The 24594-nt window shown below is 63.5% G+C and carries 23 protein-coding genes; 6 read left to right on the top strand and 17 right to left on the bottom strand.

All coding sequences use genetic code 11. The annotated features are described in order from the left end of the window. Positions 1 to 196: 196 nt before the first annotated feature. The 4 genes from HF684_RS01265 to HF684_RS01250 all read right to left on the bottom strand — a co-directional run bounded on the left by HF684_RS01265 (position 197) and on the right by HF684_RS01250 (position 4053). Entirely contained in the window at positions 197 to 955 is a 759-nt protein-coding gene (locus HF684_RS01265) for an aldolase/citrate lyase family protein (RefSeq protein ID WP_169250991.1), read from the bottom strand. A 211-nt stretch (positions 956 to 1166) separates the two neighbouring features. Continuing rightward, positions 1167 to 1727 carry a dihydrofolate reductase family protein gene (locus tag HF684_RS01260; RefSeq protein WP_169250990.1) on the bottom strand — a complete coding sequence of 187 codons (561 nt, stop codon included), beginning with the start codon at positions 1725 to 1727 and terminating at the stop codon, positions 1167 to 1169. Positions 1728 to 1855: 128 nt separating this feature from the next. Then, positions 1856 to 3478 carry a GMC family oxidoreductase gene (locus HF684_RS01255; RefSeq protein WP_248279066.1) on the bottom strand — a complete coding sequence of 541 codons (1623 nt, stop codon included), beginning with the start codon at positions 3476 to 3478 and terminating at the stop codon, positions 1856 to 1858. After that, on the bottom strand, positions 3478 to 4053 hold the full coding sequence (locus HF684_RS01250; RefSeq protein WP_169250989.1) for a hypothetical protein: 576 nt from the start codon (positions 4051 to 4053) through the stop codon (positions 3478 to 3480). The genes HF684_RS01255 and HF684_RS01250 overlap by 1 nt, the downstream gene beginning before the upstream one ends. 246 nt (positions 4054 to 4299) lie before the next feature. Between HF684_RS01250 and HF684_RS01245 the strand changes: the two genes are divergently transcribed. From HF684_RS01245 to HF684_RS01235, 3 genes are all read left to right on the top strand, one after another. Beyond that, positions 4300 to 5082 (top strand): IclR family transcriptional regulator, encoded by a 783-nt coding sequence (locus tag HF684_RS01245; RefSeq protein WP_169250988.1) that lies wholly within the window; start codon positions 4300 to 4302, stop codon positions 5080 to 5082. A 101-nt stretch (positions 5083 to 5183) separates the two neighbouring features. Further along, positions 5184 to 5969, top strand: coding sequence for an SDR family oxidoreductase (locus HF684_RS01240; protein ID WP_169250987.1), 786 nt, complete (start codon positions 5184 to 5186; stop codon positions 5967 to 5969). Between the two features lie 78 nt (positions 5970 to 6047). Beyond that, positions 6048 to 6377 carry a putative quinol monooxygenase gene (locus HF684_RS01235; protein ID WP_169250986.1) on the top strand — a complete coding sequence of 110 codons (330 nt, stop codon included), beginning with the start codon at positions 6048 to 6050 and terminating at the stop codon, positions 6375 to 6377. 182 nt (positions 6378 to 6559) lie between these two features. On the opposite strand, the gene HF684_RS01230 is transcribed toward HF684_RS01235, so the two are convergent. Beyond that, positions 6560 to 7060 (bottom strand): NAD(P)H-dependent oxidoreductase, encoded by a 501-nt coding sequence (locus tag HF684_RS01230; protein ID WP_169250985.1) that lies wholly within the window; start codon positions 7058 to 7060, stop codon positions 6560 to 6562. A 253-nt stretch (positions 7061 to 7313) separates the two neighbouring features. On the opposite strand from HF684_RS01230, the gene HF684_RS01225 reads away from it, so the two are divergent. Next, positions 7314 to 7988 carry an SRPBCC family protein gene (locus tag HF684_RS01225; RefSeq protein WP_169250984.1) on the top strand — a complete coding sequence of 225 codons (675 nt, stop codon included), beginning with the start codon at positions 7314 to 7316 and terminating at the stop codon, positions 7986 to 7988. Positions 7989 to 8003: 15 nt separating this feature from the next. Here the strand turns inward: HF684_RS01225 and HF684_RS01220 are convergent, their stop codons facing one another. From HF684_RS01220 to HF684_RS01165, 12 genes are all read right to left on the bottom strand, one after another. Then, the gene (locus tag HF684_RS01220) at positions 8004 to 8702 is read right to left on the bottom strand and encodes a helix-turn-helix domain-containing protein (protein ID WP_248279065.1); all 699 of its coding nucleotides are present in this window, start codon (positions 8700 to 8702) and stop codon (positions 8004 to 8006) included. Positions 8703 to 8711: 9 nt separating this feature from the next. Beyond that, complete coding sequence (locus tag HF684_RS01215) at positions 8712 to 10226, bottom strand: tripartite tricarboxylate transporter permease (RefSeq protein WP_169250982.1); 1515 nt, start codon at positions 10224 to 10226, stop codon at positions 8712 to 8714. Between the two features lie 9 nt (positions 10227 to 10235). Further along, a complete protein-coding gene (locus HF684_RS01210) occupies positions 10236 to 10868 on the bottom strand; it encodes a tripartite tricarboxylate transporter TctB family protein (RefSeq protein ID WP_169250981.1) in 633 nt (210 codons plus the stop codon). Further along, positions 10865 to 11929 carry a tripartite tricarboxylate transporter substrate-binding protein gene (locus HF684_RS01205; RefSeq protein ID WP_169250980.1) on the bottom strand — a complete coding sequence of 355 codons (1065 nt, stop codon included), beginning with the start codon at positions 11927 to 11929 and terminating at the stop codon, positions 10865 to 10867. The genes HF684_RS01210 and HF684_RS01205 overlap by 4 nt, the downstream gene beginning before the upstream one ends. A gap of 143 nt (positions 11930 to 12072) precedes the next feature. Then, positions 12073 to 13299: a CaiB/BaiF CoA-transferase family protein gene (locus tag HF684_RS01200; RefSeq protein WP_169250979.1), complete on the bottom strand. Its 1227-nt coding sequence runs from the start codon at positions 13297 to 13299 to the stop codon at positions 12073 to 12075. 1 nt (position 13300) lies between these two features. Then, positions 13301 to 14248, bottom strand: coding sequence for a hydroxymethylglutaryl-CoA lyase (locus HF684_RS01195; RefSeq protein ID WP_169250978.1), 948 nt, complete (start codon positions 14246 to 14248; stop codon positions 13301 to 13303). 156 nt (positions 14249 to 14404) lie between these two features. Continuing rightward, positions 14405 to 14965, bottom strand: a complete 561-nt coding sequence (locus HF684_RS01190) for a dihydrofolate reductase family protein (protein WP_169250977.1) — start codon at positions 14963 to 14965, stop codon at positions 14405 to 14407. Positions 14966 to 15352: 387 nt separating this feature from the next. Further along, positions 15353 to 16567 (bottom strand): L-2-hydroxyglutarate oxidase, encoded by a 1215-nt coding sequence (lhgO, locus tag HF684_RS01185; protein WP_169250976.1) that lies wholly within the window; start codon positions 16565 to 16567, stop codon positions 15353 to 15355. Positions 16568 to 16652: 85 nt separating this feature from the next. Continuing rightward, positions 16653 to 17423, bottom strand: a complete 771-nt coding sequence (locus tag HF684_RS01180) for an SDR family oxidoreductase (RefSeq protein ID WP_169250975.1) — start codon at positions 17421 to 17423, stop codon at positions 16653 to 16655. 34 nt (positions 17424 to 17457) lie between these two features. After that, positions 17458 to 18912, bottom strand: coding sequence for an aldehyde dehydrogenase family protein (locus HF684_RS01175; protein ID WP_169250974.1), 1455 nt, complete (start codon positions 18910 to 18912; stop codon positions 17458 to 17460). Continuing rightward, positions 18909 to 20132: an iron-containing alcohol dehydrogenase gene (locus HF684_RS01170; protein WP_169250973.1), complete on the bottom strand. Its 1224-nt coding sequence runs from the start codon at positions 20130 to 20132 to the stop codon at positions 18909 to 18911. The genes HF684_RS01175 and HF684_RS01170 overlap by 4 nt, the downstream gene beginning before the upstream one ends. Positions 20133 to 20159: 27 nt before the next feature. Further along, positions 20160 to 21251 (bottom strand): alcohol dehydrogenase catalytic domain-containing protein, encoded by a 1092-nt coding sequence (locus tag HF684_RS01165; RefSeq protein WP_169250972.1) that lies wholly within the window; start codon positions 21249 to 21251, stop codon positions 20160 to 20162. Positions 21252 to 22192: 941 nt separating this feature from the next. Here HF684_RS01165 and HF684_RS01160 point away from each other — a divergent pair. Beyond that, positions 22193 to 23521, top strand: a complete 1329-nt coding sequence (locus tag HF684_RS01160) for an MFS transporter (protein WP_248279064.1) — start codon at positions 22193 to 22195, stop codon at positions 23519 to 23521. A 3-nt stretch (positions 23522 to 23524) separates the two neighbouring features. Beyond that, positions 23525 to 24493: a cyclase family protein gene (locus HF684_RS01155; protein WP_169250970.1), complete on the top strand. Its 969-nt coding sequence runs from the start codon at positions 23525 to 23527 to the stop codon at positions 24491 to 24493. Positions 24494 to 24594: the final 101 nt, after the last annotated feature.

The raw sequence follows: 24594 nt of genomic DNA, 5'->3' as shown, positions 1-24594 counted from the left end.
TTGCATTAATGAGTTTGTGCAGGCAGGAAAAACTCGAGAGTTTAATTGAGAAACGCCAGGATACTCGGACTTCCCAAGAACATCCTGGCGCACCATGGCAACTTCGCGCGCAACGCTGACCCACCCACCGACTCGAACTACCTGACGGCGGCCCAGCTACCTCGTGCGAGGTTGCTGGGCCGCCGTCAGGTAGCAATTAGGAGCGGGCGGCTGCTAGGTCGTTGCGGAAGGTGCGGCCCGCTGCACCCAAGTCACCACATGACGTGATGAAGCGGAAGCCCTGCTCCTTGCGCAGACGCGCCTCCTCACCGTCGCCGCAGTGGATTCCCGGGATCACCCCGGCGGCATCGGCGGCCGTGCGGATCCGCACGAGCGCCTCGGCGTGAGCTTCATTCGGCTGCCCGGGCAGGGCCCCGACGGCGAACGCGAGATCGGACGGGCCGACGTACACCCCGTCGATTCCCGGCACGGCGCAGATGTCCCCGACCGCGGCCAGACCTTCCTCGTTCTCGATCATGACGAACAGCAAAGGCCGCTCGTCCCGCGTGTCCTGGACCGCACCGTGCATGATCTCGGCGGTCGGTCCCCACGAGCGATCCCCGCCCCGGGATGGATAGTCGAGCGCGGCCACCGCGGCCTGCGCCTCGTCGACCGAGGACACGAGCGGGACGATGATCGCCTCGACTCCCGCGTCGGCGAGCGCCCCGATCTCCGTGAATCGGTTCGCCGCGACCCGCGCCGTCACGAGCGCGTCCCCACTGGCGCGCACGGCATCGGTCAGCCGCAGCACATCGGTGGGGCGCACCAGCCCGTGCTGCAGATCGAGGCAGACATAGTCGAACCCGGCCGCCGACCCGGCCTTCGCCAGTTCCGGGCTCGTCGACATCATCCACAGTCCGTTGTAGGTCTCCCCCGCGCGCAGGCGGGCCCGATGATTCTCAATCGCAGCAGTCATGACTGCATCGAATCACGGAACCCGCCCGGCTACCAGAGGTGCCCGATATCCGGATGAACCTCACCGAGGCGGCCCACCCCTGCGTACGAATCATCGATCATCTCGCCGAGGCGGCCCTGCCCATCCATACGATGGATCCTCCCGCACGAAACGTCGTCCCGCCTCGGCGAGTGGACTATGCCGGCGAGTCCTCAGCCGTACTCGAGAAGCATCACTCAGCCGGGCTGTCCTCGAGGAGGGGCCCGATGACTCGGTGGCGGGCGATGACGAAGGGGGCACTGGACCCGACTTCGAGGAGTTCGAGGTCGAGGCGGCGCGGCAGCAGCGGCCGCCCCTTGCCGAGGACCACCGGCGCGGTCCACGTGATGATCTCGTCGAGGAGTCCCTCGTCGGCGAACTGCCCGGCGAGGTCGCCGCCGCCCATCACCCACAGGTCACGGTCGCCGGTGGCGGTGCACATTTCGAAATAGTGGTCAGAGACAGAGCCCTTCGCGAATCGGATGTCGGGACTCTTCCCGTCTTTCCCAGCTTCGGGCAGGCCGAGCTTCCGGTGAGTCATCACCCATGCGGGAACCTCGTAAGGCCACGGTCCGTCGAGGTTGCGCAGCACCCATTCGTACGTCGTCGCACCCATGACGATCGCTCCGACGCCGTCGATGAACCCGTCATCCGGCGGTTCTTCGGTCTGGCGCAGCAGCCATTCGAGCGAGTCGTTCGGGTCGGCGATGAACCCGTCGAGCGTGGTCGCGGTGTAGTAGACGGTGCGTGACACGGGCAGTCTCCTCCTAGTTGCGTCTGTCTTTCATCCTATTGCGACAAGGCTCTCTCACAGCAGATCGGCGTCGATTTGGTCAGAAGACAGAACCGACGCCGATCGATGCGACAACACCCCGCCGCCCCTCACACCTCCCCGGTCCGCAGCGCCTCGGCGATGTACTCGGCCTGCCGGATCGCCAGCGCCACGATCGTCAGGGTCGGGTTCGCCGCAGCACCGGTGGTGAACACCGATCCGTCGGAGATGAAGAGGTTCTTCACGTCGTGGGTCCGGCCCCACTTGTCGACGACCCCGTCTTCGGGACGTTCGCTCATCCGCGCCGTGCCGAGGTTGTGCGTCGACGGATAGGGCGGAGTGTGGTGGGACGTCTGCGCACCGACCGCCTCGTAGACCCTCTGACCTGCGGCGTAGGCGTGTTCGCGCATCGCCAGATCATTGGCGTGATCGTCGTAGTGAACGTTCGGCACGGGCAGACCGTTCGTGTCCTTGACCGTCGTATTCAGCGTCACTCGGTTGCTCTCCTGCGGCATGTCCTCACCGACGATCCACATTCCCGCCGTGTTGAGATACCGGTCGAGCAGCGCCGCAAAGTCCGGTCCCCACCCGCCGGGTTCGACGAAGGAGGCCATGAACGCCGGACCCAGCGAGATCGTCTCCATGTAATAGCCGCCGGAGAACCCGCGGTCGGGGTCATGGATCGACTCATCGGCGATGACTCCGGCCATCGTCTCCCCACGGTACATCCGCACGGGTTTGTCGAAGTGGCCCCACACGGTGCCGGTCAGGTGGCGCATATAGTTCCTGCCCACATGCCCGGACGAGTTCGCCAGCCCATCGGGGAAGGATGGTGTTCCGGACAGCAGGAGCAGCCTCGGCGTCTCGATCGAGTTGCCGGCCACGCACACGAGCTTCGCGGCCTGCCGGTGGAGGTTGCCGTCCTTGTCGAGGTAGAGCACGGCATCGGCGCGGCCGTTCGCATCGTGGGTGATCTGCACGGCCTGGGACTCCGGCCGCAGATCGAGCAGGCCCGTATCCGCTGCCCGCGGCAGCTCCCTGACCAGGGTCGACCATTTCGACTTGTTCTTATCGCCTTGGAAGTTGAAGCCGTCCTGGATGGAGGCGGGGCGGCCGTCGTATTCTTCGGCGTTCGTGGCGTACGGGCCGGTGGCGTAGAACTTGTAGCCGACTTCTTTCGCCCCTCCGGCGAAGACCTTGTAGTTGTTGTTCGCCGGCAGCGGCTTCCGGCCGTGGACGTGGGTCGAGCCCATCGCCTTCTCCGCCCGGTCGTAGTAGGGAGCCAGTTCGTCCAGGGCGATCGGCCAGTCGAGGAGGTTCGCTCCGTCGATGCGACCATAGACGCTGCGGGCTTTGAACTCATGGGCTTTGAACCGCGGCGTCGCCCCCGACCAGTGGGTCGTCGTCCCGCCCACAGCCTTGACGATCCAGGCCGGCAGGTTCGGGAAGTCGCGGGCGATCCGCCACGATCCCGTCGTCGTCCTGGGGTCGAGCCAGGCCATCTGGTTGAAGGCCTCCCATTCGTTGTTGACGTAGTCCTCGTTGTGCAGATACGGCCCGGCCTCGAGGACGACGACCGGAATGCCCTTCGCCGTGAGCTCGTACGCCAGCGTTCCCCCGCCGGCGCCGGAGCCGACGATGACGACGGCCTCCTCGTCCGGGTCGATGCTGTATCCGGTCACACTGCGTCCGGCCTCGGCGCCGGCACCGCGTCCTGTGTTCTCAGCGGTCATCACTTCTTCACCTCACCCATCTCGACGCTCTGCGGCGCGGGCTGATTGCTCGACTCGTCACCGACAGCACTGCCGCTGCGGACCCCCGTTGCCCCGACGCCGAGTTCGGGAATCGGCTCGTCCTCGGGGTAGACGATGCGCGGTTCGGGCAGCCAGTCGAGATCGTCGAAACCGCGGTTGATATAGCCGCCCTTGTCGAACGACGGTCCTTCGTAGCCGAGCGTCTCCCACACTTCCGTGTCGTCATAGAGGTTGAGCACGGCGGTGCGGCGAACGAAGCCGAAGAACTCGGTGGACTCGACCCGCCGCAGCACCTTGAGCGCGGAATCGTCGTCGAGCCCGCAGAAGTTCCCGTCGGAGAGCTGATCCAATGACAACAGCCCTTGGATGAGGGCCACCCGGAACCAGGTCTCCTCGTCGGCGGCGATGAGGATCTTCTCCGCGGTGCGCACATACGGCCCGTCGGGGAAGTCTGCGTGCGGGAACGCCACGCGCAGCACGCGGATGAGGGTCTGCTTCGCCTCGTCCGTCATCTCCATCGCATTCAGCGATGGGTATTTTGCAGGGAATGCCATCGGATGCTCCTTTGCTCCACTCGGCCGGCGGCATCGACGCACGCCCGCCACTGTCCTGACATGAGCAACCTATGTGACCGGCGACACCATGGACTATCCTCATTCTCACCACATGAAAAAGTCGATCGCCGAGGCGGCTCCGCCGTCCCGCACCCACGACCGTTCCCGTCCCGGCGGGGACGGACCTGGTCCGGCGGCCGGGGCCGGATGCCCACCGCCGAGGCGATCGCACAGTCAGGAGACCGCGTGTCCAACAGTGCCGTGATCCAACGAACCTTCGCCGTTCTCGAAGCAGTTGCCTCTTCGGGCAGCGCATCAGCGAAGACCGTGGCCACCCGCCTCGAGATCCCTCTGCCCACCGTCTACCGACTCCTCCACGAGCTCGCCGATTCCGGGTATCTCGTCTACCTCAAGGACACCAAGCGTTTCGAGCTCGGTCCGAAATGCTTCGAACTCGGACTGTCGTTCCAGCAGCGCCTCGTCGCTCCGCATCCGATCCGGCAGATCACCGATCAGCTCCACCGGTCACTGGGCACTGCCGCCTATTTCGCGATCTACCGCGGCTCCGACATCATCCTCACCTACTGCTCCGACTGCGAGAAACACCCGCGGCTGAGGCCCCTGCGCTTCGGCTTCCACGAGGCCGCGCACGCCACTGCTTTCGGCAAGATCCTGCTGGCCGGAATGCCCGAACCGCAGCGCACCGATTACCTCGAGGCGCGCGGAATGCAGGTGCTCACCCCGCAGACGATGATCAGCCGAGAGGCCCTCGACCCCCACCTCGCCGAGGTGGCCACCCGCGGAATCGCATGGGAGCACGAGGAGTTCCTGCCCCGTCAGACCTGCGCGGCCGTGCCGGTGCGCAACGGCACGGGAATGCAGGTCGGAGCGATGGCGATCAGCACTCCCTCGTCGAAGATGGCGGGGAGGGCGAAGCTGGTCGAGTCGACCCTGCGTGAGCATGCGGGCCTGGCATCGAGCTACCTGCGCGGCGGGTCGGTCACCGTCCCCGTCGCCGAGCACGCTTAACCCCCAGCTTTATCGCCACATGAGAAGAACCGTGTCCTCCAAGCGATGACTCTGCTGAGAATGATCGTGCTCGCTCACAGTTGAGAACTCAAGGAGGAGAAATGGGCACGACCAACAGCGTCGCAGTGGTGACGGGGTCCGCACGGGGAATCGGACAGGGCATTGCGCAGAGGCTCGGAGCCGATGGCCACCACGTCATCGTGGCCGACCTGCCGGGCATGCAGGACGGAGTGGCGGAGACCGTCACAACGATCGAAAGCGCAGGCGGGAAGGCCACCGGTGCCGAGGTGGACGTCACGGACGAGGATTCGCTGAGCCGCCTCGTCGAGGTGGCCGTGGACGCGGGAGGGAAACTCGACGTCTTCGTCGCGAACGCCGGAATCGCCCAGGTCGAACCCCTCATCGACTATTCGAAGGCGGATTTCGAGAAGATCGTCGACGTCAACCTCACCGGTGTCTTCCTGTCGTATCAGGCTGCGGCGAAGCAGATGATCGAGCAGGGCAACGGCGGCAAGATCATCGGCGCCGCCTCGATCGTCGCGTTCCGTCCCTTCGCGCTGCTCTCGCCGTATTCGGCGACGAAATGGGCGGTGCGCGGACTGACTCAGGGAGCCGCGATGGAGTGGGCCAAGCACGGCATCACCGTCAATGCCTACGGTCCCGGCATCGTCGGCACCGCGATGTGGGATCTCATCGATGAGAAACTTGCCGCCGAGGAAGGCCTGGCCAAGGGTGAGGCAATCAAGAAATATGCTGGTGACATCCTCATGGGCCGGGTGTCCGTGCCTGAGGACGTCGCCAGTCTCGTGTCGTTCCTCGCCAGCGAGGACTCCGATTACATCACCGGGCAGACCATGCTCGTCGACGGCGGAATGCAGTTCTCGTAACGTCGTCCCAGTGGGCGGTACAGACACCGCCACCCACATCTCCACATAAGAAGTCACCCGCAGAGAAAGGAAGAAGACATGATCTTCATCGTCGTGAAGTTCCCCGTCAAACCCGAAATGGCCGAGAAGTGGCCGGAGATCACCCGCGAATTCACCGAGGCGACCCGTGCCGAACCCGGCAACAAATGGTTCGACTGGTCGCGCAGCCTCGATGACCCGAACGAGTACGTCCTCGTCGAAGCCTTCGACGATGATGCCGCCGAAGCGCATGTGAAGTCCGATCACTTCCAGGCCGCGACCGCCGAGGGCGGGCCGATGCATTCCGCTCTGGCAGCCACCCCGAAGATCATCTCCCGTCAGATCGACGGCGACGGTTGGGACGCGATGGGCGAGCTCCAGATCGACTGATCCCTCACCGAGGATGTCCCCTACCGGGACGACCTCATTCGCCGAGGCGGCCGTGCGGGCCCGCTGATCCGTTCAGCGGGCCCGCACGCTGCGTTCCCGTCACCGCCCTGCCCACCAGCTTGGTGAACCTGCAATAGCTCGGCCCCTGCACTAAGCCGCTGCAGCTTCACCGAGCTGAAGGCTCACCCCTGCGGCAGGTACACTTTCTGGCTCTCGACCCAGTCATCGAGCATGGCCGCGCGGTCTTCGAACTTCGCGGTCGGGAACGCCAGTCCCTTCGTCGGCACACTGGCGCCGAGTTCGACGAGCAGCGGTCGCAGGGTCGTCTCCACCGCCAGGGTGTGCGCGGGGGAGCCGATCGTGAACACGGGGATCGCGATCAGCTCGTGCAGACCACCTGCGTCATACCGGTCGAGGAAAGCTTTGAGCAGCCCGGTGTAACTGGCCTTGTAGGTCGGGGTGGCGATGACGGCGAAGTCGGCAGTCGCCAGACGCTCGGTGAGTGTGTCGAGACGGTCGGACTTCCAGGAGAAGATCTCGTCGGTCACCTCGGCGAGTTCGATGGTTTCGTCGATCTCGGATCCGGTCACCTCGGCGATCTTGCCTGCGAGGTCCTCGGCCACCTGACGGGTGCGCGAGTTGGGGCTCGGGTTGCCGACGACGACGGCGATGCGTGTGGTCATATGGGGTCCTCCCGTAGTGCGGTGCGCGCTTGTTCGGTTCCGCGCTCGGCGGCTCCGTCTTCGCTCAACACTATGCGTCTGCTGATGAACCGGTCCTGGTGAATGACATATCCGTTCTCATCCCCGACAAGCATCGACGCTATTCCACCGCTGCGCATCCTTGGTTACCATGAAGTTCCGCCGATCCTTGGCGGACTTTCCGCAGTCCCTGCCGACCGCCGCCAAATCATCGACGACCTTTCGAGGAGCTCTCATGACCACCTCCGACTCCAGTCGACCCACCGAAGACCAGGTCCTCGCCGCACAGGCCGATGCCGTCGACCGCGGACTCAACATCACCGTCGAGGGCGACACCCAACACACGGTGCAGACGCTGAGCCAGACCTACCCGACCACCGTCGCCGACCTCTGGGAGGCCTGCACCGATCCGGTCCGGCTCGAGCGCTGGTTCGCCCCGGTCAGCGGTGACCTCGAACTCGGCGGTCGCTACCAGATCGAAGGCAATGCCTCGGGCACTATCGAAACGTGCGAACCGCCCGAGTCGTACTCGCTGACCTGGGAATTCGCGGAAGGAATCAGCCATGTCGCCGTCCGCATCGCCGAGGCAGACGACGGCGCACGTCTGACCCTGGAGCACTCGCACACGGGTGAGGCGAACGCCGATTTCTGGGTGCAGTTCGGACCCGGCGCCACCGGGGTCGGGTGGGACATCTCCCTCCTCGGTCTCGCCAACCATCTCGTGGCCGGCACGGGACGTCCCGCCGACGAGAACGAGTGGGTCACCTCTGTGCAGGCTCAGGAATTCGTTCGTGCTTCCAGCACCCGCTGGGGCGAGGCGTCGGCGGCCGCAGGCACGCCGGTCGATCAAGCGCGCGCCGCCGCCGAGAGGACAACCGGCTTCTACCTCGGCCAGTCTCCGACTGAGTGAAACGAGGCTGAACGCCTACTCCCCCGCCTGCTTCCGCGCGCCCAGCGCCAACCGGGCGATGTCGCGCAGCACTTCGAGCTCCTCACTGCCGTCGAGCAGCGCCCGCAGCTCAACGGCGGCCCGGCTGAGCAGGGTGCGATAAGCGCCGGCGACGTTGTCCGGTTCCCGGGTCAGCGGGTAGGACACGCAGAGGGCGAACACGATCGCACCGACGGTGAAGGCCACACTCGCCGAGGCGGTCCCGGCCACCCGTGCCTGCTTCGTCGCGTAGAACTCCCCCGGATTCCCCGGCCCGCACAGCGCCAGGGCCGCCGAGCCGCCGTCGACGAGCGGCAGCACCGCTCCGACGCCACGAGAGACACGCAGCTCGTGATCGGCTTCGACATTGCGCACGCACACCCGATCCTCACCGACGCGGACCCACAGCTGCACGGATTCCCCGGTCATCGTCCGCAGATGGTCGAGCACCGAGTTCGTCGTGGCGATATTGCGCCGACCCGGGAACGGCCCCAATCGCAGCAGCCCGGACGAATCACGGACGATGAAATTGTGCTCCCGCAAGTCGTTCAGCAGCCGGTACGTCGTCGACTTCGAATAGCCGAGGCGGCGGCACACCTGTGCGGCAGTCATCGGCGAATCCTGGAGGACGGCGAGGATGGCCGCACTGCGGTCGATGACACCGATCTCCGCCGGCGCCTGCTGAGAGCTCGTCATCCCCATTCCTCACGACACCGTCACATCGGCGAGCAGCTTCCTGCGGCTCACCCACCACCGGACGATGATGGGTCCGATGATGCCTGCCACCATGAGGATGATGATCGACAGCGACACCGGCCTGGTGACCAGGGGCGCGAACGATCCGCCGGAGATCTGCAGCATGCGTCGGAAGTTGTCCTCGAGCAGCGGCACGAGCACAAGTGCGAGGATCGCCGGAGCCAAGGGGATCCCGCCCTTCTCCATGAGGTAGCCGATGACTCCGAAGATGCCGAGCATCATCAGCCCGAACAGGCTGAATTCGATGGCGTAGGCACCGATGACCACGAGCACGAGGATTGCAGAGAAGAGGATCTCCTTCGGCATCTTCAGCAGTTTGACGAACACTCCGACCAGCGGCAGGTTGAGGATGATGAGCGCGATATTGCCGATGTACATGCTGGCGATGATCGTCCAGATCAGACCGGTGTCGTCCCGGAAGATCAGCGGCCCGGGCTGCAGACCGTACATCGTGAACACGAAGAGCAGCAGCGCCGTCGTCGCAGAACCCGGGATGCCGAGGCTGAACAGCGGAATCATCGCGCCACCCACACCGGCGTTGTTCGCCGCCTCGGGACCGGCCACGCCTTCGATGGCACCGTGACCGAATTCGTCCTTCCGCTTCGAGAGCCGCTTCTCCATGATGTAGGACATGAACGAGGCCAGCGAGGGACCGACGCCGGGCAGGATGCCGATGATGAAACCGAGCACCGAACCGCGGGCCCACGGCCCGGCCGACCGCTGCCAGTCCTGCTTCGTCATCCACTTGTCTTCGCCGAAGCCCTGGATCTCATCCTTGGCCCCGCGCCCGAGCGCGAGGTTGCGGATCGCCTCGGGGATGGCGAAGAGCGCCATTGCGAAGATCGTGAAGTCGATCCCGTCGGAGAGCAGATCGATGCCGAAGGTCTGCCGGGGCAGTCCGGTCTGGAAGTCCAGCCCGATGAGGCCGACGGCCAGACCGATGAAGATCGAGATGAGCGCCTTGGCCCGCGAACCCGCCGACATCGTCGACGCGAGCAGCAGGGCCGTGGCCATGAGCAGGAAGTATTCGGTGGCGCCGAAGACGTTCGCGAGTTTGACGAGCACGGGCGAGAGGAACGTCAGCCCGATGATGGCCAGGGTGCCGGCGAGGAACGACCCGATCGCCGCGGTCGCCAGCGCCGCCTTGCCGCGACCTCGGCGAGCCATTTCATAGCCTTCGATCGCGGTCACCGCACTGGCAACCTCACCAGGGGTTTTGATGAGAGTTGCGGTGATCGAGCCGCCGTACATCGACCCGTAGTAGATTCCGCACAGCAGAATGAGACCGTGGACCGGTTCCATGCCGAAGGAGACCGGAATGAGGATCGCGATCGCGGAGATCGGTCCGATTCCCGGCAGCACTCCGACGACGGTGCCCAGCAGCACGCCGAGGAGGGCGAAGGCGAGGCTGGCCGGCTCGACCGCCGAGGCGAAGCCGCCGCCCAGATCGATGAGAGTATCCATGTCCGCCCCCTAGCCCAGAATCCCGACAGGCAGGTACACGGCGAGTCCGAAGACGAACGCCGCGTAGACCAGGCCCGCGAAGACGACGGAGAAGATGAGATTGCGGATCCACTTCTCCGGCGCGTAGATGCTGGTCAGCCCCATGAGGAACGCCGCCGTCGACAGCAGGAAGCCGACGGGGATGAGGATCGCCAGATAGACGAAGAAGAGCGCGAACTGGAACACGACCTTGCGCACCTGCGGTTCCGGCGGAGCATCGAGGACGACCCCGCCGACCGCTTCGTCCGTACCTGCCGTCTCCAGTGACGATTCCCCCGCCGAGGCGGCGCTTCGGTCCGTGTCTCCGCTCACCGAGGCGGTCCCGCCGCCCGCGCCGGAGCCGGGCACGGACCCCGTGCCCGCCTCAGCGGACCCCGCGGACCCGGGCCCCGCCTCGGCGAGGGTGTCCTTCCGGTGCCGGACGACGGCCTGCCCCGCGAGGAAGAGGCCGAGCACGACGAGCCCGATGCCGACGATGGCGGGAAAGGTGCGCGGGGTGACGATGTTCGCGGTCTCCTGGATGGAGAACGTCGCGATGTAGTAGACCGCGCCGATGACGGCGATGGCGCCGCCGGTGACGAGGTCGGTGCGGTGAGCGGTCATTTGCTGTTGCCCAGGTCGGTTTCCTTCACGCCTTCTTCCACCGTCTTCGCAGCGTCGTCGACGTAGGCCTGAGCCTCCTCGCCGGTATGGAATTCGGTGGCCCATTGGTTGTTCTTCAGGGTCTCCTGCCAGGCATCGGACTTGCTCACATCTTCGAGCGCCTTGGCCCAGAAGTCGACGGCTTCTTGGGGCATCTCGGCGGGTCCGTAGACTCCGCGCCAGTTGCCCAACGTCACGTCGTAGCCGGAGTCCTTCGCGGTGGGCACCTCGTCGAAGGGGGCTGCGAGCGGCTTCTGCGCGAAGGTGACGAGCGGTTCGATGTCGCCGGATTCGATGACGGAACGGAATTCGCTCATTCCGGCGATCGCGACCTTCGCGTCTCCGTTGAGCATGGCCGTGGTCTGTTCGCCGCCGCCGTCGTAGTTGACGAAGTTGATGTCGGCCGGGTCGATGCCGGCTTCCTTCGCGAACAGCGCGAACGGCAGGGTGTCGTCTCCGGCGGCCGCGACGGTGACCTTCTGCGGGTCGTCCTTGAGGGCTTTGACCAGGGCGTCGAGGTCCTTGAAGTCCCCGTCCTTCGGGGTCACGACCATGAAGTCCTCGACGTAGAGGGTGGCGATGAGGGTGGCGTCCTCGGGGCCGAACTTGCACAGGTTGCGCGCCTTCATCGTCTGACTGGCCAGGGAGGTGATCGCGATCTGGTCGTCTTTGCCCTTCTCCTGCTGCATCATCGACGTCAGCCAGGAGCAGCCGGTGCCGCCGGGCTTGTTCTGCACGGGCAGCGGAGTGGAGACGATGTCTTCCTTCTGCAGCGCCTCGACGAGAGCGCGGGCCGTGGTGTCCCAGCCGGAACCGGGTTCGGCCGGAGCGGTGACCGAGACCGGCCCCTTCGGATAGTCCCCGCCTTCGCCCGGAGGCTGCGCCTTGTTCCCGCAGGCGGTGGCGACGAGGGCGACCGTGGCGAGCACGGCCCCGATCTTCGCCGCGCGCTTGCGCGTCTTCGCCCGTTCTGTCTTCGCCGAGGCGGCTGTCCGTGTCCGTGTGATCGTCGTTGATCGCATGAGCTGTTCCCCTTGTGTGTTCGGTTCTCGATATTTGGTGGTGTGCTGGTGGGTCTGATGCTGGTGGGTCTGATGCCTGCGGGATGGGTGCCGAGCTGTTCGGAACTCCTCCGCCCGGAGCCGGTGCTCCGCTGACTGAGCTGTCAGTCCAGACGGTGCTCGTCGGGCTGGGGTCCGTCGGCCGGTGGACCCGTCGGCACCGCCGGACCGTCCCGGTAGTGGCCGTTGTGACGACCGGGTTCGGGCACAGCGCTGCGCAGACCCAGCCGAGACCCGTCGAAGGTCAACGGCAGCAGCGGCACTTCGACGCTGGTCCCACTCGGCAGCCCGGTGTGGGCGAGCGCTCCGGAGGCCACGAGGTGCGGATCGGAGGTGAGGTCTGCGGGGGTGTTGACCGGGGCGACGGGCAGGCCGCGGCGCGTGCATTTCTCTTCGATCTCGGCCAGGCTCAGCTGGGACAGTGCGGCTTGGAGTTCTGCGTGGATGCGGTCGCGTTGGTCGACTCGGCCCTGGTTGGTCAGCATGTCCGGATCGGCGGCGAGTCCGGTCAGTCCGAATTCGTCGCAGAGGTCACGCCACTGCCCGTCGGAGACGGCGGCGACGAAGACCTGGTTGTCGTCCGAGTCACGGAAGATGTCGTAGACGGCCCAGGTGGCCTGCCGGGTCGGCATCGGCCGCGGTGGTTCGCCGCTGATCTGGGACTGCGCCATATGGGTGCCGACGAGGAAGGCGTTGTTCTCGAACAGTGCGGAGTTGATGAGTTTTCCGCGGCCCGTGGTCTCCCGCACCCGCAGTGCCGACTGGATGCCGATGACGCCGAACATTCCGCCCATGATGTCGTTGACGCTGGCGCCGGCGCGCAGCGGCTGCCCGGGCGGGCCGGTCATATAGGCCAGTCCGCCGAGCATCTGCACGACCTCGTCGAGGGCGGTCCGGTTTCCGTACGGACCGGACAGGAATCCCTTGAGCGAGCAGTAGATGAGTCCGGGATTGCGGGCCGACAGCTCCTCGTATCCGAAGCCGATCGATTCCATCTTTCCGACGCGGAAGTTCTCGAGCAGGACATCGGCGGAGTCGATGAGGTCGAGGACGCGGTCACGGTCGGCCGCCTCGGCGATATCGAGTTGGACGCTGTGTTTGTTGCGGTTGAACGCGGGGAACAGCCCGGATCCGGACCCGGGCAGGTAGCGGGTCTTGTCGCCGGCTCCGCGGGGTTCGACCTTGATGACCTCGGCGCCGAGGTCGGCCAGGATCATCCCGCAGCTCGGCCCCATGACCATGTGGGAGAACTCGATGACGCGGATGCCTTCGAGCGGCAGCGGTTCTGCGCTTGAGTCCGCAGGGTTCGCGGCGGGGGTGTCGTCGGTCATCTCACGCCCTCGCCGAGGCGGCCGCGAACCGGTCGTCGAAGACCGCGGGGGTCGCGGGGATGTCCGACAGGCTCGAGGTCAGGTCGTGGCCGACGGCGGCGATGAGGGGGTCGCGCACCTCGGTGAGCGCCTCGACGTCGACGCCGGTGGCCACACCTTCGCGGTGGAGGAGGTGGACGAGGTCGTCGGTGCCGATGTTGCCGGCAGCACCAGGGGCGAAGGGGCAGCCGCCGAGTCCGCCCATCGCGGCGTCGAAGTTCGAAATCCCCAGGTCGAGGGCGGCGGCGACGTTGGCCATGCCGAAGTTGTAGGTGTCGTGGAGGTGGAGGTTGACGGGTTTGCCCGGGAAAGCGGCGAGGACCGCCGAGGTGTTGCGGCGGACCAGCGATGGGCTGGCGTTGCCGATGGTGTCGGCCACCCCGATTCCGTGTGCTCCGGCGTCGACGAAGGGGCGGAGGACCTCGACGAGGTGGCCAGGCTCGGTGATGCCGTCGAAGGGGCAGATGAAGCTCACTGCGGTCGTGATGTCGAAGCGAAGCCCCTGGTCACGGGCGAAGTCGGCGGCGTCCATGAGGCGGTCGGACGCCTCGGCGATGGAGGCGTCGGAGTTCGCTTTCGAGTGTCCTTCGGAGGCCGAGAGGACAAGTTTGATGTTCTTCGCGCCTGCGTCGACGGCCCGCTGGGCGCCCTTGAGGTTGAAGACGAGGGTGTAGAACTCGACTCCGTTGTCTTGGTGCGGAGCCAGGCGGCGCAGCAGCTCGTCGGTGTCGGCCATCTGCGGGACCTTCTTCGGATTGACGAAGGAGCCGACCTCGATGTGGTTGAGGCCTGCGCCGATGAGCTTTTCGGCCAGGGCGACCTTGGCATCGGTGGGCACGATCGCCTTTTCGATCTGCAGCCCGTCGCGCAGAGTGGTGTCGAGGATGTCAACGGTTGTTGGCCGGACCATGGGACTCCTTCACGCATGTTCCCGAATAGCGGGAAACGAATCGTCGCCGCGCTCCAGTGTGCGGCGTCACATTCGTTATACATGGCTCTCTGCGCGCGAAACAGAGTTTGTTCGGCATGTGAGAGGGCAATGAGAATTGCCTGTGCCCAGTCCCGTTTATCGGGAAGCCTTGGTCTTCGGCCGGTATGTCTGGATCGCGTGACCTGCTTCGAGTTCACTGCGATCGACGAGTTCGAGGTTGACGATGTCGCTCAGTCCGGCGAAGAGGTAGGGACCGTGACCGGCGATGCAGGGATGGATGATGAATTCGAACTCGTCGATGAGGCCGAGTTCGGCGAGCGCGAGCGGCAGCGTCACTCCCCCGACCGCGAGTCCCGTCTCGGATTGCTCCTTGAGCTCGCGGACAGCGGTGGCGAGGTCGCCGCGAATGAGTTCGGAGTTCCAGTCGACGCGCTCCAAGGTGCTCGAGACGACAAATTTGCGGGCCGGGTCGATGGCCGCGACGAACGGGTCGAGTTCGGCTTCCGGGGTCGTGTCACCCTCGGGCCGACGCCAGGCGTCTTCCATCATCTGGTAGGTGATGCGACCGAAGATCAGGCCGTCGGCACGCTTGAGATTGTTGGCATGGTGGCGGTGGAAGTCGTCGCTGATGACCCCCACGCGATGATCGCAGCAGCCGTCGACGGTGACGTTGATCGAGTACCTCAGCTCGCCCATGGCTCAAGAGTAGACCTGGGACGTCTCCGACGGTAGTGGTTTCGGCGTTCAGTCCTCGCCGCTGTCGTGGTCTAAGTCCGGAGATGCATTCTGCTCCGGTGCCAGCCCCAGCCATGACAGCACTTCGTCGGTGTGCTCGCCGAGGTCCGGTCCGAGGTGATCGATGGGGATCGATTCGCCGCCGATGACGGGGGTGATGCCGGGGAAGGCGACCTCCCGTCATCGGCGTTGAGCACGGATTTCCTACCGGCACACAAGCAGCCGTTCGACGGCGGGAGGCCATCCGTCCGACCACCGGTGCAGGTGAGGATCTCACCGAACGCAGAGCGGCCGTGTACCTCGGGCATGACCTTGACCGACTTGCTCACCTGGTGAGGAGCGGCGAATTCACGCGCTCCTGGTCGCAGGCGATACATCCAGGAAGTTTTCGAGGACGTATTCGGCAATTGACATGGCAGATGTCGCAGCAGGTGATGGCGCGTTGCGCAATAGTGTGACCGGTCCGTTCTGGTCGACCGCAAAATCGTCGAGCAGGGATCCGTCCGCGCTCCAGGCTTGAGCACGAACTCCTGCGGCAGATTTCGAGTTCAGGTCCCGCGAGCGCAGCTCGGGAATGAAGCGTCGCGCCTGCGAGAAGTAGAGTGGTTTGATCAACGACGCAGAGATTTCCCGCACACCCATGAGCCAATGTTCTTTGGCCAGTGCGGGCGCTCCGGGCCAGCGAAGTGATTCCACCGTGTCTCGGACCGATACCTTGCCCCAACTGTATCCTTCGCGGGCGAGCGCCGGCACAGCGTTCGGACCGACATGAACATCGTCGTATACGCCGCGCGTGAAATGAACGCCGAGAAAAGGAAAGCGAGGGTCCGGGACCGGATAGATCATGCCGTGCACAAGATCGGTGCTTGAGGGAGCCATCGACCAATATTCACCGCGGAAAGGGAGAATCTTCGGTGAGGGAGATGCGCCGACCATTCGCGCAATGATGTCCGATTGCAGACCGGCACAGACGATCAGCTTGTCGAATCGGTGGGTGCCGGCGGTCGTCGAAACTGTGGCTGATCCGCCTGCAGTTGACACCGCCGTTACCTCTTGCCCGAGAAGAACCCTCCCGCCGAGCCTCCGGAGATCGTCAGCCATCGACTCGGTGATGGCCGCGTAGTCGACGACCGCTGTCTCGGGCGAGTGGACTGCTGCCACTCCGTTGACGTGCGGCTCGATTTCTCGCATCTCGTTTCCGCTGACCCGTCTGATGCCGGGTACCTTGTTGGTCCGGGCGCGATTCTCGATGTCGTCGAGCTTGACCAGCTCTGATTCGTCAACAGCGACGACAAGCTTGCCCAATTCGCGATACGGGAGCTTGCGATCCTGACAGTACTCCCGTGTCATCTGCCGACCACGTGCACATAGGGTGGCCTTCAGCGATCCCGGTTCGTAATAGAGCCCTGCATGCACTACGCCGGAATTATGTCCTGTCTGGTGCGCCGCGACCCGGGTTTCCTTCTCCAGGACTGTGACATCAAAGTCTCCAGTCATCATCAATGCGCGGCCGATGGCGATTCCCACAATGCCGCCACCGACAATACCTATCTGTTCGGTCACTGAAACTACTCTTTTCTCAATCGTTGTCTACCGATTTGGTCGTTTGCACATCAGTGCTTCGCCTGCTGCTTTGTACAGTTGCCGGTCACGTCGATGTCCATCCGCCGTCGACCATGAGCATCTGACCGGTGACATAACTGGATGCCGAGGATGCCAAGAAGATCGCTGCTCCAGCGAGTTCTTCGGGTTGGCCGAACCTCCCCATCGGAATCCGCTCGACCATGCGCCGACTGCGGTCAGCATCTGCGAACACCGCTTCGGTGAGCGCGGTGCGGAAGTATCCCGGGCCGATGCCGTTGACACGCACGCCCCTGCCGGACCATTCGGCGCTGAGGCTGCGGACCAGACCGAGGATTCCGCTTTTGCTGGCGGTATAGGCGCTGACGTCCGGCAGCGCCAGGACGCTCCCGATCGAGCCGATGAAGATATGGCTGCCTTCACCGCCCGAGCTGAGCTGGCGTCGTCCTATCTCCTGGCTGAGGCGAAAAGGCGCCGTCAGATTCACGCTGAGAACACGACTCCACTCATCATCCGAGAACTCTTCTGCAGCCGCTCTGTGCTGCACCCCGGCCGCATGGACGACGATATCGAGTTGCCCGTCGACGCCGGCCTCGACCTCGTCGACGATCGCGTGGGGAGTCTGTCGGGTCACGTCGAGCGCCAGCGGTACCGCACGTCCCCTATCTGAGCATGCGGCGTTCAGTTCCCACGCGGCGGATTCGACGTCCGTCGCGGTGCGGGAGGCGATCGCCGTGACTGCTCCCGCCGAGACCAGCCCCTGCGCTATCGCACGACCAAGACCGCGGCTTCCTCCGGTGACCAAGGCCCTGCGACCGGCCAGCGAAAAAGTATCCATATCTCATGAACCCCGTTTCTCCATGGCAGATGATTCAGTGTGTGCGCACTGCGGCAGTCTTGATCCGCGTATAGAAGTTGAGGGCATCACGGCCCTGCTCTTTGAAGGCGGATCCGGATTCTTTGAAGCCGCCGAACGGATGGTGGATGTCCCAGCCGGAGGTCGGCTGATTGACCGACACCTGACCGGTATCGACCTCCTCCACGAATCGAAAGGCCGAGTCGAGGCTCCGAGTGAATATCGCGCTCGAAAGGCCGAAGGTCGAATCGTTGACAGCGGCAATTGCCTCATCGAGATCGTCGACTTCAGTCATGCTCAATACGGGACCGAAGATCTCGTCGCGCCAGATATCGTGCGTCGTCGAAATGCGCAGGAAGGTCGGCGACACGAAGGCTCCCTCGTTTGCATCTGCTGTTCCCAGCCGGCCCGACGCCAAGACCTCGGCACCTTGCGAGATCGCATGTGAAATGCTTTCGTCGATGTCGCGTTGAGCCTGGTGATCAACCACCGGCCCCATATCGACTGCGTCGGAGTCTCCGGGAGCCACTTTCAGTTTGAGAATGGCCTCTGCGATCTTCTCCCGAGCTTCATCGGCGATAGCGGAATGCACGATAAGTCGACTGGTCGCTGTGCAGCGTTGCCCCGCCTGGGCGAAGGCTCCTGAAACGATCGCAGGGACAGCCAATGACAGGTCGGCGTCATCCATGATCACCGACGCATTCTTTCCGCCCATCTCGGTCTGGACTCGAATGCCGCTCCCTGCCAGATCGGCCTGCAGGCGCTTTCCAACCGATGTCGAGCCGGTGAACGACACAGCACGGAGATCCGGAGAATCGAAGAGTGCATCTCCCATCTCACCGATGCGTCCAGTCACTGTGCCCAACACACCGGAAGGAAGGCCCGCCTGGTCAAGGAGCTGCGCCAAACGCAGTGTGATGAGCGGGGTCAGTGTCGCAGGTTTGATGACCACTGAATTGCCGGCAATCAGGGCCGGGGCCATCTTCCGTGCCGGCGTCAGAAGCGGATCGTTCCATGGAGTGATCAGCAGAACGACGCCGATCGGTTCGTACAAACGTGCCGCGAAGGTGCTTTGGCGCGCATCGGGCAGAAACTCGCCGAAGCCGTCACGCCCCATGCCACCGTAGTATTCGAAGAACTCGGCGGTCTTTCCGACCTCGCCGAAAGCTTCTGACCGAGTCTTACCCATTTCGGCCACAATCAAAGTGGCGAGTTCTTCTTGGTTCGACCGGATCAAACCGGCTGCATCAAGCAGGACTTTTGCGCGAGCAAGGCGATCTGTGCGCTTCCAGGTCTTCGCTCCTTCGCGGGCCGCGGCGTAGACGTCAGCGACATCTTCTGGGGACATGGCCGGCACCTTGCCGACGACGTCGGCCCGGGTCGCAGGGTTGTAGACGGCGATCTCTTCCCCGCTGGACGATGCAGCGAATTGTCCGTTGACGAGGTTCTTCAGTGTTCCGATGTTCATCATGCATTTCCTTCCTGCATCAGTGCCATGGGCCGGGTGAGGTCGAACGCCTGATCGAGATCTGCGTTCTCCATACAGGCGAAGAGTTCGGCGATGAGCTCCTCGTCGAACGGCTCCGGATTCGTCGGACGCGGGTAATCGTGCACACACAAGCGAGCCATTTCGGGAACGGCGGTCGGCGATACTCGAACGTCTGAGAGAGTCTGAGGCAGTCCCATCCGTGCTGACAGGTCGAGAACCTCCTGTGCCGCATCGCGCAGGTTCGAACTCCGCGACCGAGACAGTGTGAGCGCCAGAGTCTCGGCTAGTTGAGGATCCAAGTTCTGGTTGTATGCGATGCAGTACGGCAATGCGATTGCACACGAGACTCCGTGCGGCATCGGCTGGGCATTCGCGAGGCTGTAGGCCAATGAATGCCCCAGAACCACTCCCGAGTTGAGTGATTGACCTGCGATGTGGGCTCCCCAGAGCATTGCGGCCAACGAGTCACTGTTTCCGTTGTATGCCGCCTCGAGATTGTCGACGATCATCTCGATTCCGCGTAGGGAGTGATGCGCAGAGAGTACCGATGCACCGGTCGACATCAGCGATTCTGTGGCGTGTGCGAGAGCGTCCATGCCTGTCGCGGCAATCACCGACGGCGGCAGAGAACCGACCAGCTTAGGGTCGATGACGGCGATCTGCGGAACAAACTTGGGGCAGGAGGAAACGCGTTTGTGCCCATCGACGGTGACCATCGCGATACGAGTGCTCTCGGACCCCGTCCCGCAGGTCGTCGGGATCAGGACCAGGGGTGCCACGCCCGGCTCGGGATTCACCGAACCTATCCAGTCGGCAGCGCCGCCTTCGTTTCGAAGCAGCAGAGCGATGATCTTGGACGAGTCAAGGACCGACCCTCCTCCGATTCCGATCACTGCTTGGACGTCTTCGGCACGTGCCTTGTCTGCGACTTGATCGACAACCTCAGCCGTAGGTTCGGCACCGAAACCGCCGTGCACGTGCACACGGTATCCGTCAGCCTGCAGTCCCTCGGCGATCGGCTGGATTAGACCAGCATCGAAGACCGCATCATCGACAGCCAGCAGCACGCTCCCGTCACGAAGTCCCAAATGCTCGACCAGTATCTCGCCAAGGCGGTCGGTGGCGCCTGTACCACCAACAACGACAGATGGAGAGAGGAATACGGAATCGGATGTGGCCGAGGGCCACCAACGCTGTGACATGATGCCACCTTTCTATTTTGGAGTGTGTCAGAAATCTGCGGGTAGGTCAGACAGTGCCGAGTCCGGTGTCTCAGAGAGCACCAGACCAGTCGTTTCAGGCGCAGGTGCAGAGGATTCGGGAATCAAGATCGCCTTGATGACCTCACCCCGGCTGACCCGACCGAGAACCTCGCTCGCATCGCTCAGGAGAAAGGGAGACACGAGCTGCTCCCAGAAGTGAGGATCGCTTCCGATATGTTCCGCAGCCTTCGCATAGTCGGAACGCGAGGCCCCATAGCTGCCGATCAGTCCGATCTCTCTGCGAGTGATGAGATTGACATCGACCTCTGGAATTCTTGCGAACAGCGCCGGAACTACGATGGTTCCACCGCTGTCGATGTTCTCTATCGCCGTGGCGAGAGCCTGGGAGGATCCGGAAGCCTCCAGCCACAGCGAAATTCCGGCGGGCAGACTATCTCCCAGGCTCGATCGCAACCCTAGGGATTCGGCTTTGCTCAAACGCACCGGGAGGTCGCTTTCGGTGCCGACAAGCGTGACCCTGTGTCCCTGCTGGTGCAGGATCAAAGCCGCCATCAAACCGATAGGGCCGGGTCCCGTTACGATGATCTCGCCGCTGGCTGATGGATCGGCAACGGACAACCGTGAAACTGCGTGAACAGCGATGGCAAGTGGTTCGACCAGCACCATCGCATGCGCGCTCACGTCGGGAGCCACCTCAACGAGGCGGTCGACGGCGATCACGCAGGCTTCCGCCGCAGCACCGTCGAAGGACAGCCCCAATACTGAACGCTGTGGGCAGATGTATCCTCGCCCTGACTGGCACACGGGGCATCGACCGCATCCGTCGATCGAGACCGGGACAACCCTTTTGCCCAACCATCCCGGATCCACGTCGTCTCCGATGTCAGCGACGATTCCTACTGCTTCATGTCCCAAAATCACGGGCACCTGCACCCATTCGTAGCCCGCGTCTTGCCGCCAGGCATGGACGTCGCTGCCACAGAGCCCCACTGCTTCAGTCCGGATCAGAACTTCGTGGGCACCCGGACTCGGCACCTGCGTCGACACAACTGCAGTGTCGGACTCAGCACTGCCGCGTTTGACTAGTGCTCGCGTCATCGGTACTCCTCAGCATTGATTGAGTTCGGTGTTTGCCATGGCGGACCGCGGCCACTGCAGCTGCGCCCGGTTTTCAGGGCGTTCGACACTGCGCATTCGGCAGGTCAGCTGATCGAGGTCGTCACCCGGTTCGCTTCTGAGCACAAGTGTCATTCGGCGAGCATTCGATACCGGAAAATTGTTCAGATTCTCCCACTCAGTGATAATTGCGTGACCTCCTGTTGGGAATCGCCAGTTCGCCCACCGCGATGCTTCTCGGAGCAGTCCTACATTGCGTATGCGAGCGGATCGCACATCAGTCGCCGTTATTGCGGATCAGTCGACAATGCCCCGTGCAGCAGAAAGCGGCGGACCTCCTGCAATGCCGATGGCGCTTCTGCGGGAGTGAAGCCATCATTGTCAATGGCGTGTTCTGCCGGAGTTGATCGGTGTCAGTCTGCGTGTGTGCTCTGGGGGTCAGGGAAGTCACTCAAGGAGAGACGTGCCGGCGCGACTGAAACCAATCGGCAAGCACCTCTGAGTTCCGAAAACGTAGATCTCGGCGTAAATCGGTTGCAACGGGGACGCTTGCCACCGCTACCTTCTCAGCGCAGTGATTCAATAAATTGATTCTCGCGATCCGGACGCATAGTTACCGCGAAATGGGAACTTTTCAGCACGCTGGTCTCGGCCACTGATTCTTCGCGCAAGACTGAGCAGTGCGGCAGTGATCGCGTCGCCTTCCCTCCGATTTCTGGAACGGACAGAGGGGGCGCTGTTCCACGGCTCTGTTCGAACATGTTCAGAGCAGTCCCGCCCAACACCTGCCACCTCGATGCCTGAGGTGGGAACACCCCAACGGCCGGCTCTGCCCAGATCATCCGATGCAGGAACGCAGGCTGGTGGAACTCCTCCAGTCCCACTGACTCCAATCATTCCTGCTTGATTCAATGAGGAAGCAAATGTCGAATACCACTGCCCAACGATCGGCTGTGAAACTGCCGCCCAATGCTCGAAAGGCGCTGATTTCTGCAACCGTAGGAACGCTCATCGAATGGTATGACTTCGCGCTGTATGGAGCGGCTGCGGGCATTGTCATCGGACCGCTGTTCTTTCCCGACCAGGAAGGGGCATACGGGACGTTGGCATCCTTGGCCACTTTCGCGGTCGGGTTCGTCGTCCGACCAATCGGCGGTCTGGTCATCGGCCACATAGGCGACCGCGCCGGCAGAAAAACCGCCATGATCCTCACCATCACTTTGATGGGAATCGGCACAGTCGGCATCGGACTGCTGCCGACCACGCACTCGGCCGGAATCGTCGCCGCGATCTTACTCATCCTGTTGCGCGCCCTGCAGGGCTTCGGCGCAGGAGCCGAGCTTTCAGGCGCTCTTACCGTGGTCTCGGAATTCACTTCGGAGCGGGTTCGAGGCCTCATGACCGGGCTGGTCAACGGCTCGGCGGGGTTGGGCACCATGATCGCAACTCTGATGTTCATCCTGATGTCGCAGATGCCCACCGAACGTTTCATGGAGTGGGGCTGGAGAATCCCCTTCCTCCTGTCGTTCGTCCTCTTCCTGCTCGCCCTGTACATGCGCAAACGACTGGAAGAGACTCCGGAATTCGTCACCGCGCTCGAGCGCCAGGACGAGAAGAACCAACACATTCCACTTCGTCGGCTCTGGCGCGGAGGGCGCTGGCACACGGTTCGAGCTATCCTCGCCTGGAGCGGACACGGCGCAATCTACTTCACGGTCAGCGTCTTCTCGCTGTCGTACATGACCACCTCCGTCGGCATGGATCGCGGTGAGGCTCTCACAGCACTGATGATCGGCGCCTTTGCTTTCTCAATCTGCACCCCGCTGATGGGCATGCTGGCAGACCGGGTCGGATACCGGCAGGTGTACCTCGGTGCAATGGTCGGGGTCATCCTCTTCTCCTACCCCTTCTTCGCCATGCTGCGTACCGGCAACTTCCTGATGTGCACCCTCGCCATCAGCATCGGTTACGGAATCATCACCGCGGCCAGCGGCGGGAGCAACGGCGCATACACAGCCAATCTCTTTCCCGCCGAGTATCGTTTCACTGGAGTGGCAGTAGCCAAGGAGGTCAATGCGGCTCTTGTCGCCGGCCCCGCACCATTCATCGCCACCTTCCTCATTGCAGTCCCCCGCATCGGTATCTGGCTCGTCGCCGGCTACATTTCGGCTATGGCACTGATCACGATAGGTGCGGTTCTCGCATCCGGCGGGAACGTCGGCAATCGTCCCCCATCGGAAATCGAGGACTGAATCATGTCTCACACTCGACAAGAGGCGAAAGCACGCATCCTGCCCGACTACGCCCAGCTTCCGCTGGAGGGTCCCGAGGGCGCTCGTACAGCGTGGGGGCTGTTCGGCAGTGACGACCAGATCGGGCTGCTCAACCTCATCGACTCGAGCACCACCAGAAATGCAGTGAAAAGTGCGTCGATCGGCACCAGCTTCGCACTGAGTATCGCCGGCGACGAGGTGTTGCCCATGTTTGATCGGGCTGCGCCAGAGCACACGGTGCTCACCAGGCAGAACGGATTAGGTTTAGACGACCGCTTCGACACTGTCTATCCGCAGAGCGCCAGCCACTGGGATTCACTCGCCCATGCTGCGGCTGGAGACGGGAAGTTCTACAACGGCACCACTCCCGCCGAGATCAATGACGATGGAGCGATCTGCATCCATCATTGGGGAGCACGCGGAATAGCCACACGCGGGATCGTCCTCGACGTCTCCGATGTTGTCGCTGCACAGGGAGGTCCCGGCTCTCAGGTGTCCATCACCGTCGACGACCTGGAGGCTGCCCGTCAGGCGACCGGTTTGGAATACGCCGCAGGAGACATTCTGCTCATTCGAACCGGATTCCTCGATTGGTACCGCAGCATAGGCCCGACGGAGCGGGAGAGTTTGGCTGATCGCTCGACGATCCGCAGCTGCGGCCTCGACCGCAGCGAGAATATGGTCGAATATCTCTGGAACGCCCATGTCGCAGGAATTGCAATGGACAATCCCACTGCCGAGGTGTGGCCGGGCCAGTCTTCCGGGCCATGTGCCTCGTTGCATCGAGTCCTCATCGGTCTTTTGGGAATGGCGATCGGCGAACTCTGGAATCTAGACGCACTGGCCGCTGCCTGTCAGACGGAGGACAAATACGATGTCCTTCTCGTCAGTGCGCCAACTACTATGGTCGGCGCAATCGGATCACCCGCGAACGCGGTGGCAATCCTCTGAATCACGCACTCTACCTATCAGCCGGCGTCCACAAATCGTCGTAGTGCCCGTTCAGGGCAATTTGCATATCCAACGTCTGCGAACGTTCATTGTTCGAAGTC

Origin of the sequence: Brevibacterium sp. 'Marine' (assembly GCF_012844365.1) — a bacterium.
Lineage (GTDB): Bacteria > Actinomycetota > Actinomycetes > Actinomycetales > Brevibacteriaceae > Brevibacterium.
Note: the sequence above shows the minus strand (reverse complement) of the source record. Positions and strands in the feature narration are given on the sequence as shown.

What these genes read in the sequence shown, in the direction of transcription:
- HF684_RS01255 (WP_248279066.1), bottom strand. Translation starts at nt 3,478, where the DNA reads ATGACCGCTGAGAACACAGGACGCGGTGCCGGCGCCGAGGCCGGACGC.
- HF684_RS01190 (WP_169250977.1), bottom strand. Translation starts at nt 14,965, where the DNA reads ATGGGCGAGCTGAGGTACTCGATCAACGTCACCGTCGACGGCTGCTGC.
- HF684_RS01265 (WP_169250991.1), bottom strand. Translation starts at nt 955, where the DNA reads ATGACTGCTGCGATTGAGAATCATCGGGCCCGCCTGCGCGCGGGGGAG.
- HF684_RS01195 (WP_169250978.1), bottom strand. Translation starts at nt 14,248, where the DNA reads ATGGTCCGGCCAACAACCGTTGACATCCTCGACACCACTCTGCGCGAC.
- HF684_RS01215 (WP_169250982.1), bottom strand. Translation starts at nt 10,226, where the DNA reads ATGGATACTCTCATCGATCTGGGCGGCGGCTTCGCCTCGGCGGTCGAG.
- HF684_RS01200 (WP_169250979.1), bottom strand. Translation starts at nt 13,299, where the DNA reads ATGACCGACGACACCCCCGCCGCGAACCCTGCGGACTCAAGCGCAGAA.
- HF684_RS01170 (WP_169250973.1), bottom strand. Translation starts at nt 20,132, where the DNA reads ATGTCACAGCGTTGGTGGCCCTCGGCCACATCCGATTCCGTATTCCTC.
- HF684_RS01225 (WP_169250984.1), top strand. Translation starts at nt 7,314, where the DNA reads ATGACCACCTCCGACTCCAGTCGACCCACCGAAGACCAGGTCCTCGCC.
- HF684_RS01230 (WP_169250985.1), bottom strand. Translation starts at nt 7,060, where the DNA reads ATGACCACACGCATCGCCGTCGTCGTCGGCAACCCGAGCCCCAACTCG.
- HF684_RS01210 (WP_169250981.1), bottom strand. Translation starts at nt 10,868, where the DNA reads ATGACCGCTCACCGCACCGACCTCGTCACCGGCGGCGCCATCGCCGTC.
- HF684_RS01240 (WP_169250987.1), top strand. Translation starts at nt 5,184, where the DNA reads ATGGGCACGACCAACAGCGTCGCAGTGGTGACGGGGTCCGCACGGGGA.
- HF684_RS01175 (WP_169250974.1), bottom strand. Translation starts at nt 18,912, where the DNA reads ATGATGAACATCGGAACACTGAAGAACCTCGTCAACGGACAATTCGCT.
- HF684_RS01180 (WP_169250975.1), bottom strand. Translation starts at nt 17,423, where the DNA reads ATGGATACTTTTTCGCTGGCCGGTCGCAGGGCCTTGGTCACCGGAGGA.
- HF684_RS01160 (WP_248279064.1), top strand. Translation starts at nt 22,193, where the DNA reads ATGTCGAATACCACTGCCCAACGATCGGCTGTGAAACTGCCGCCCAAT.
- HF684_RS01205 (WP_169250980.1), bottom strand. Translation starts at nt 11,929, where the DNA reads ATGCGATCAACGACGATCACACGGACACGGACAGCCGCCTCGGCGAAG.
- HF684_RS01250 (WP_169250989.1), bottom strand. Translation starts at nt 4,053, where the DNA reads ATGGCATTCCCTGCAAAATACCCATCGCTGAATGCGATGGAGATGACG.
- HF684_RS01235 (WP_169250986.1), top strand. Translation starts at nt 6,048, where the DNA reads ATGATCTTCATCGTCGTGAAGTTCCCCGTCAAACCCGAAATGGCCGAG.
- HF684_RS01220 (WP_248279065.1), bottom strand. Translation starts at nt 8,702, where the DNA reads ATGACGAGCTCTCAGCAGGCGCCGGCGGAGATCGGTGTCATCGACCGC.
- HF684_RS01155 (WP_169250970.1), top strand. Translation starts at nt 23,525, where the DNA reads ATGTCTCACACTCGACAAGAGGCGAAAGCACGCATCCTGCCCGACTAC.
- HF684_RS01165 (WP_169250972.1), bottom strand. Translation starts at nt 21,251, where the DNA reads ATGACGCGAGCACTAGTCAAACGCGGCAGTGCTGAGTCCGACACTGCA.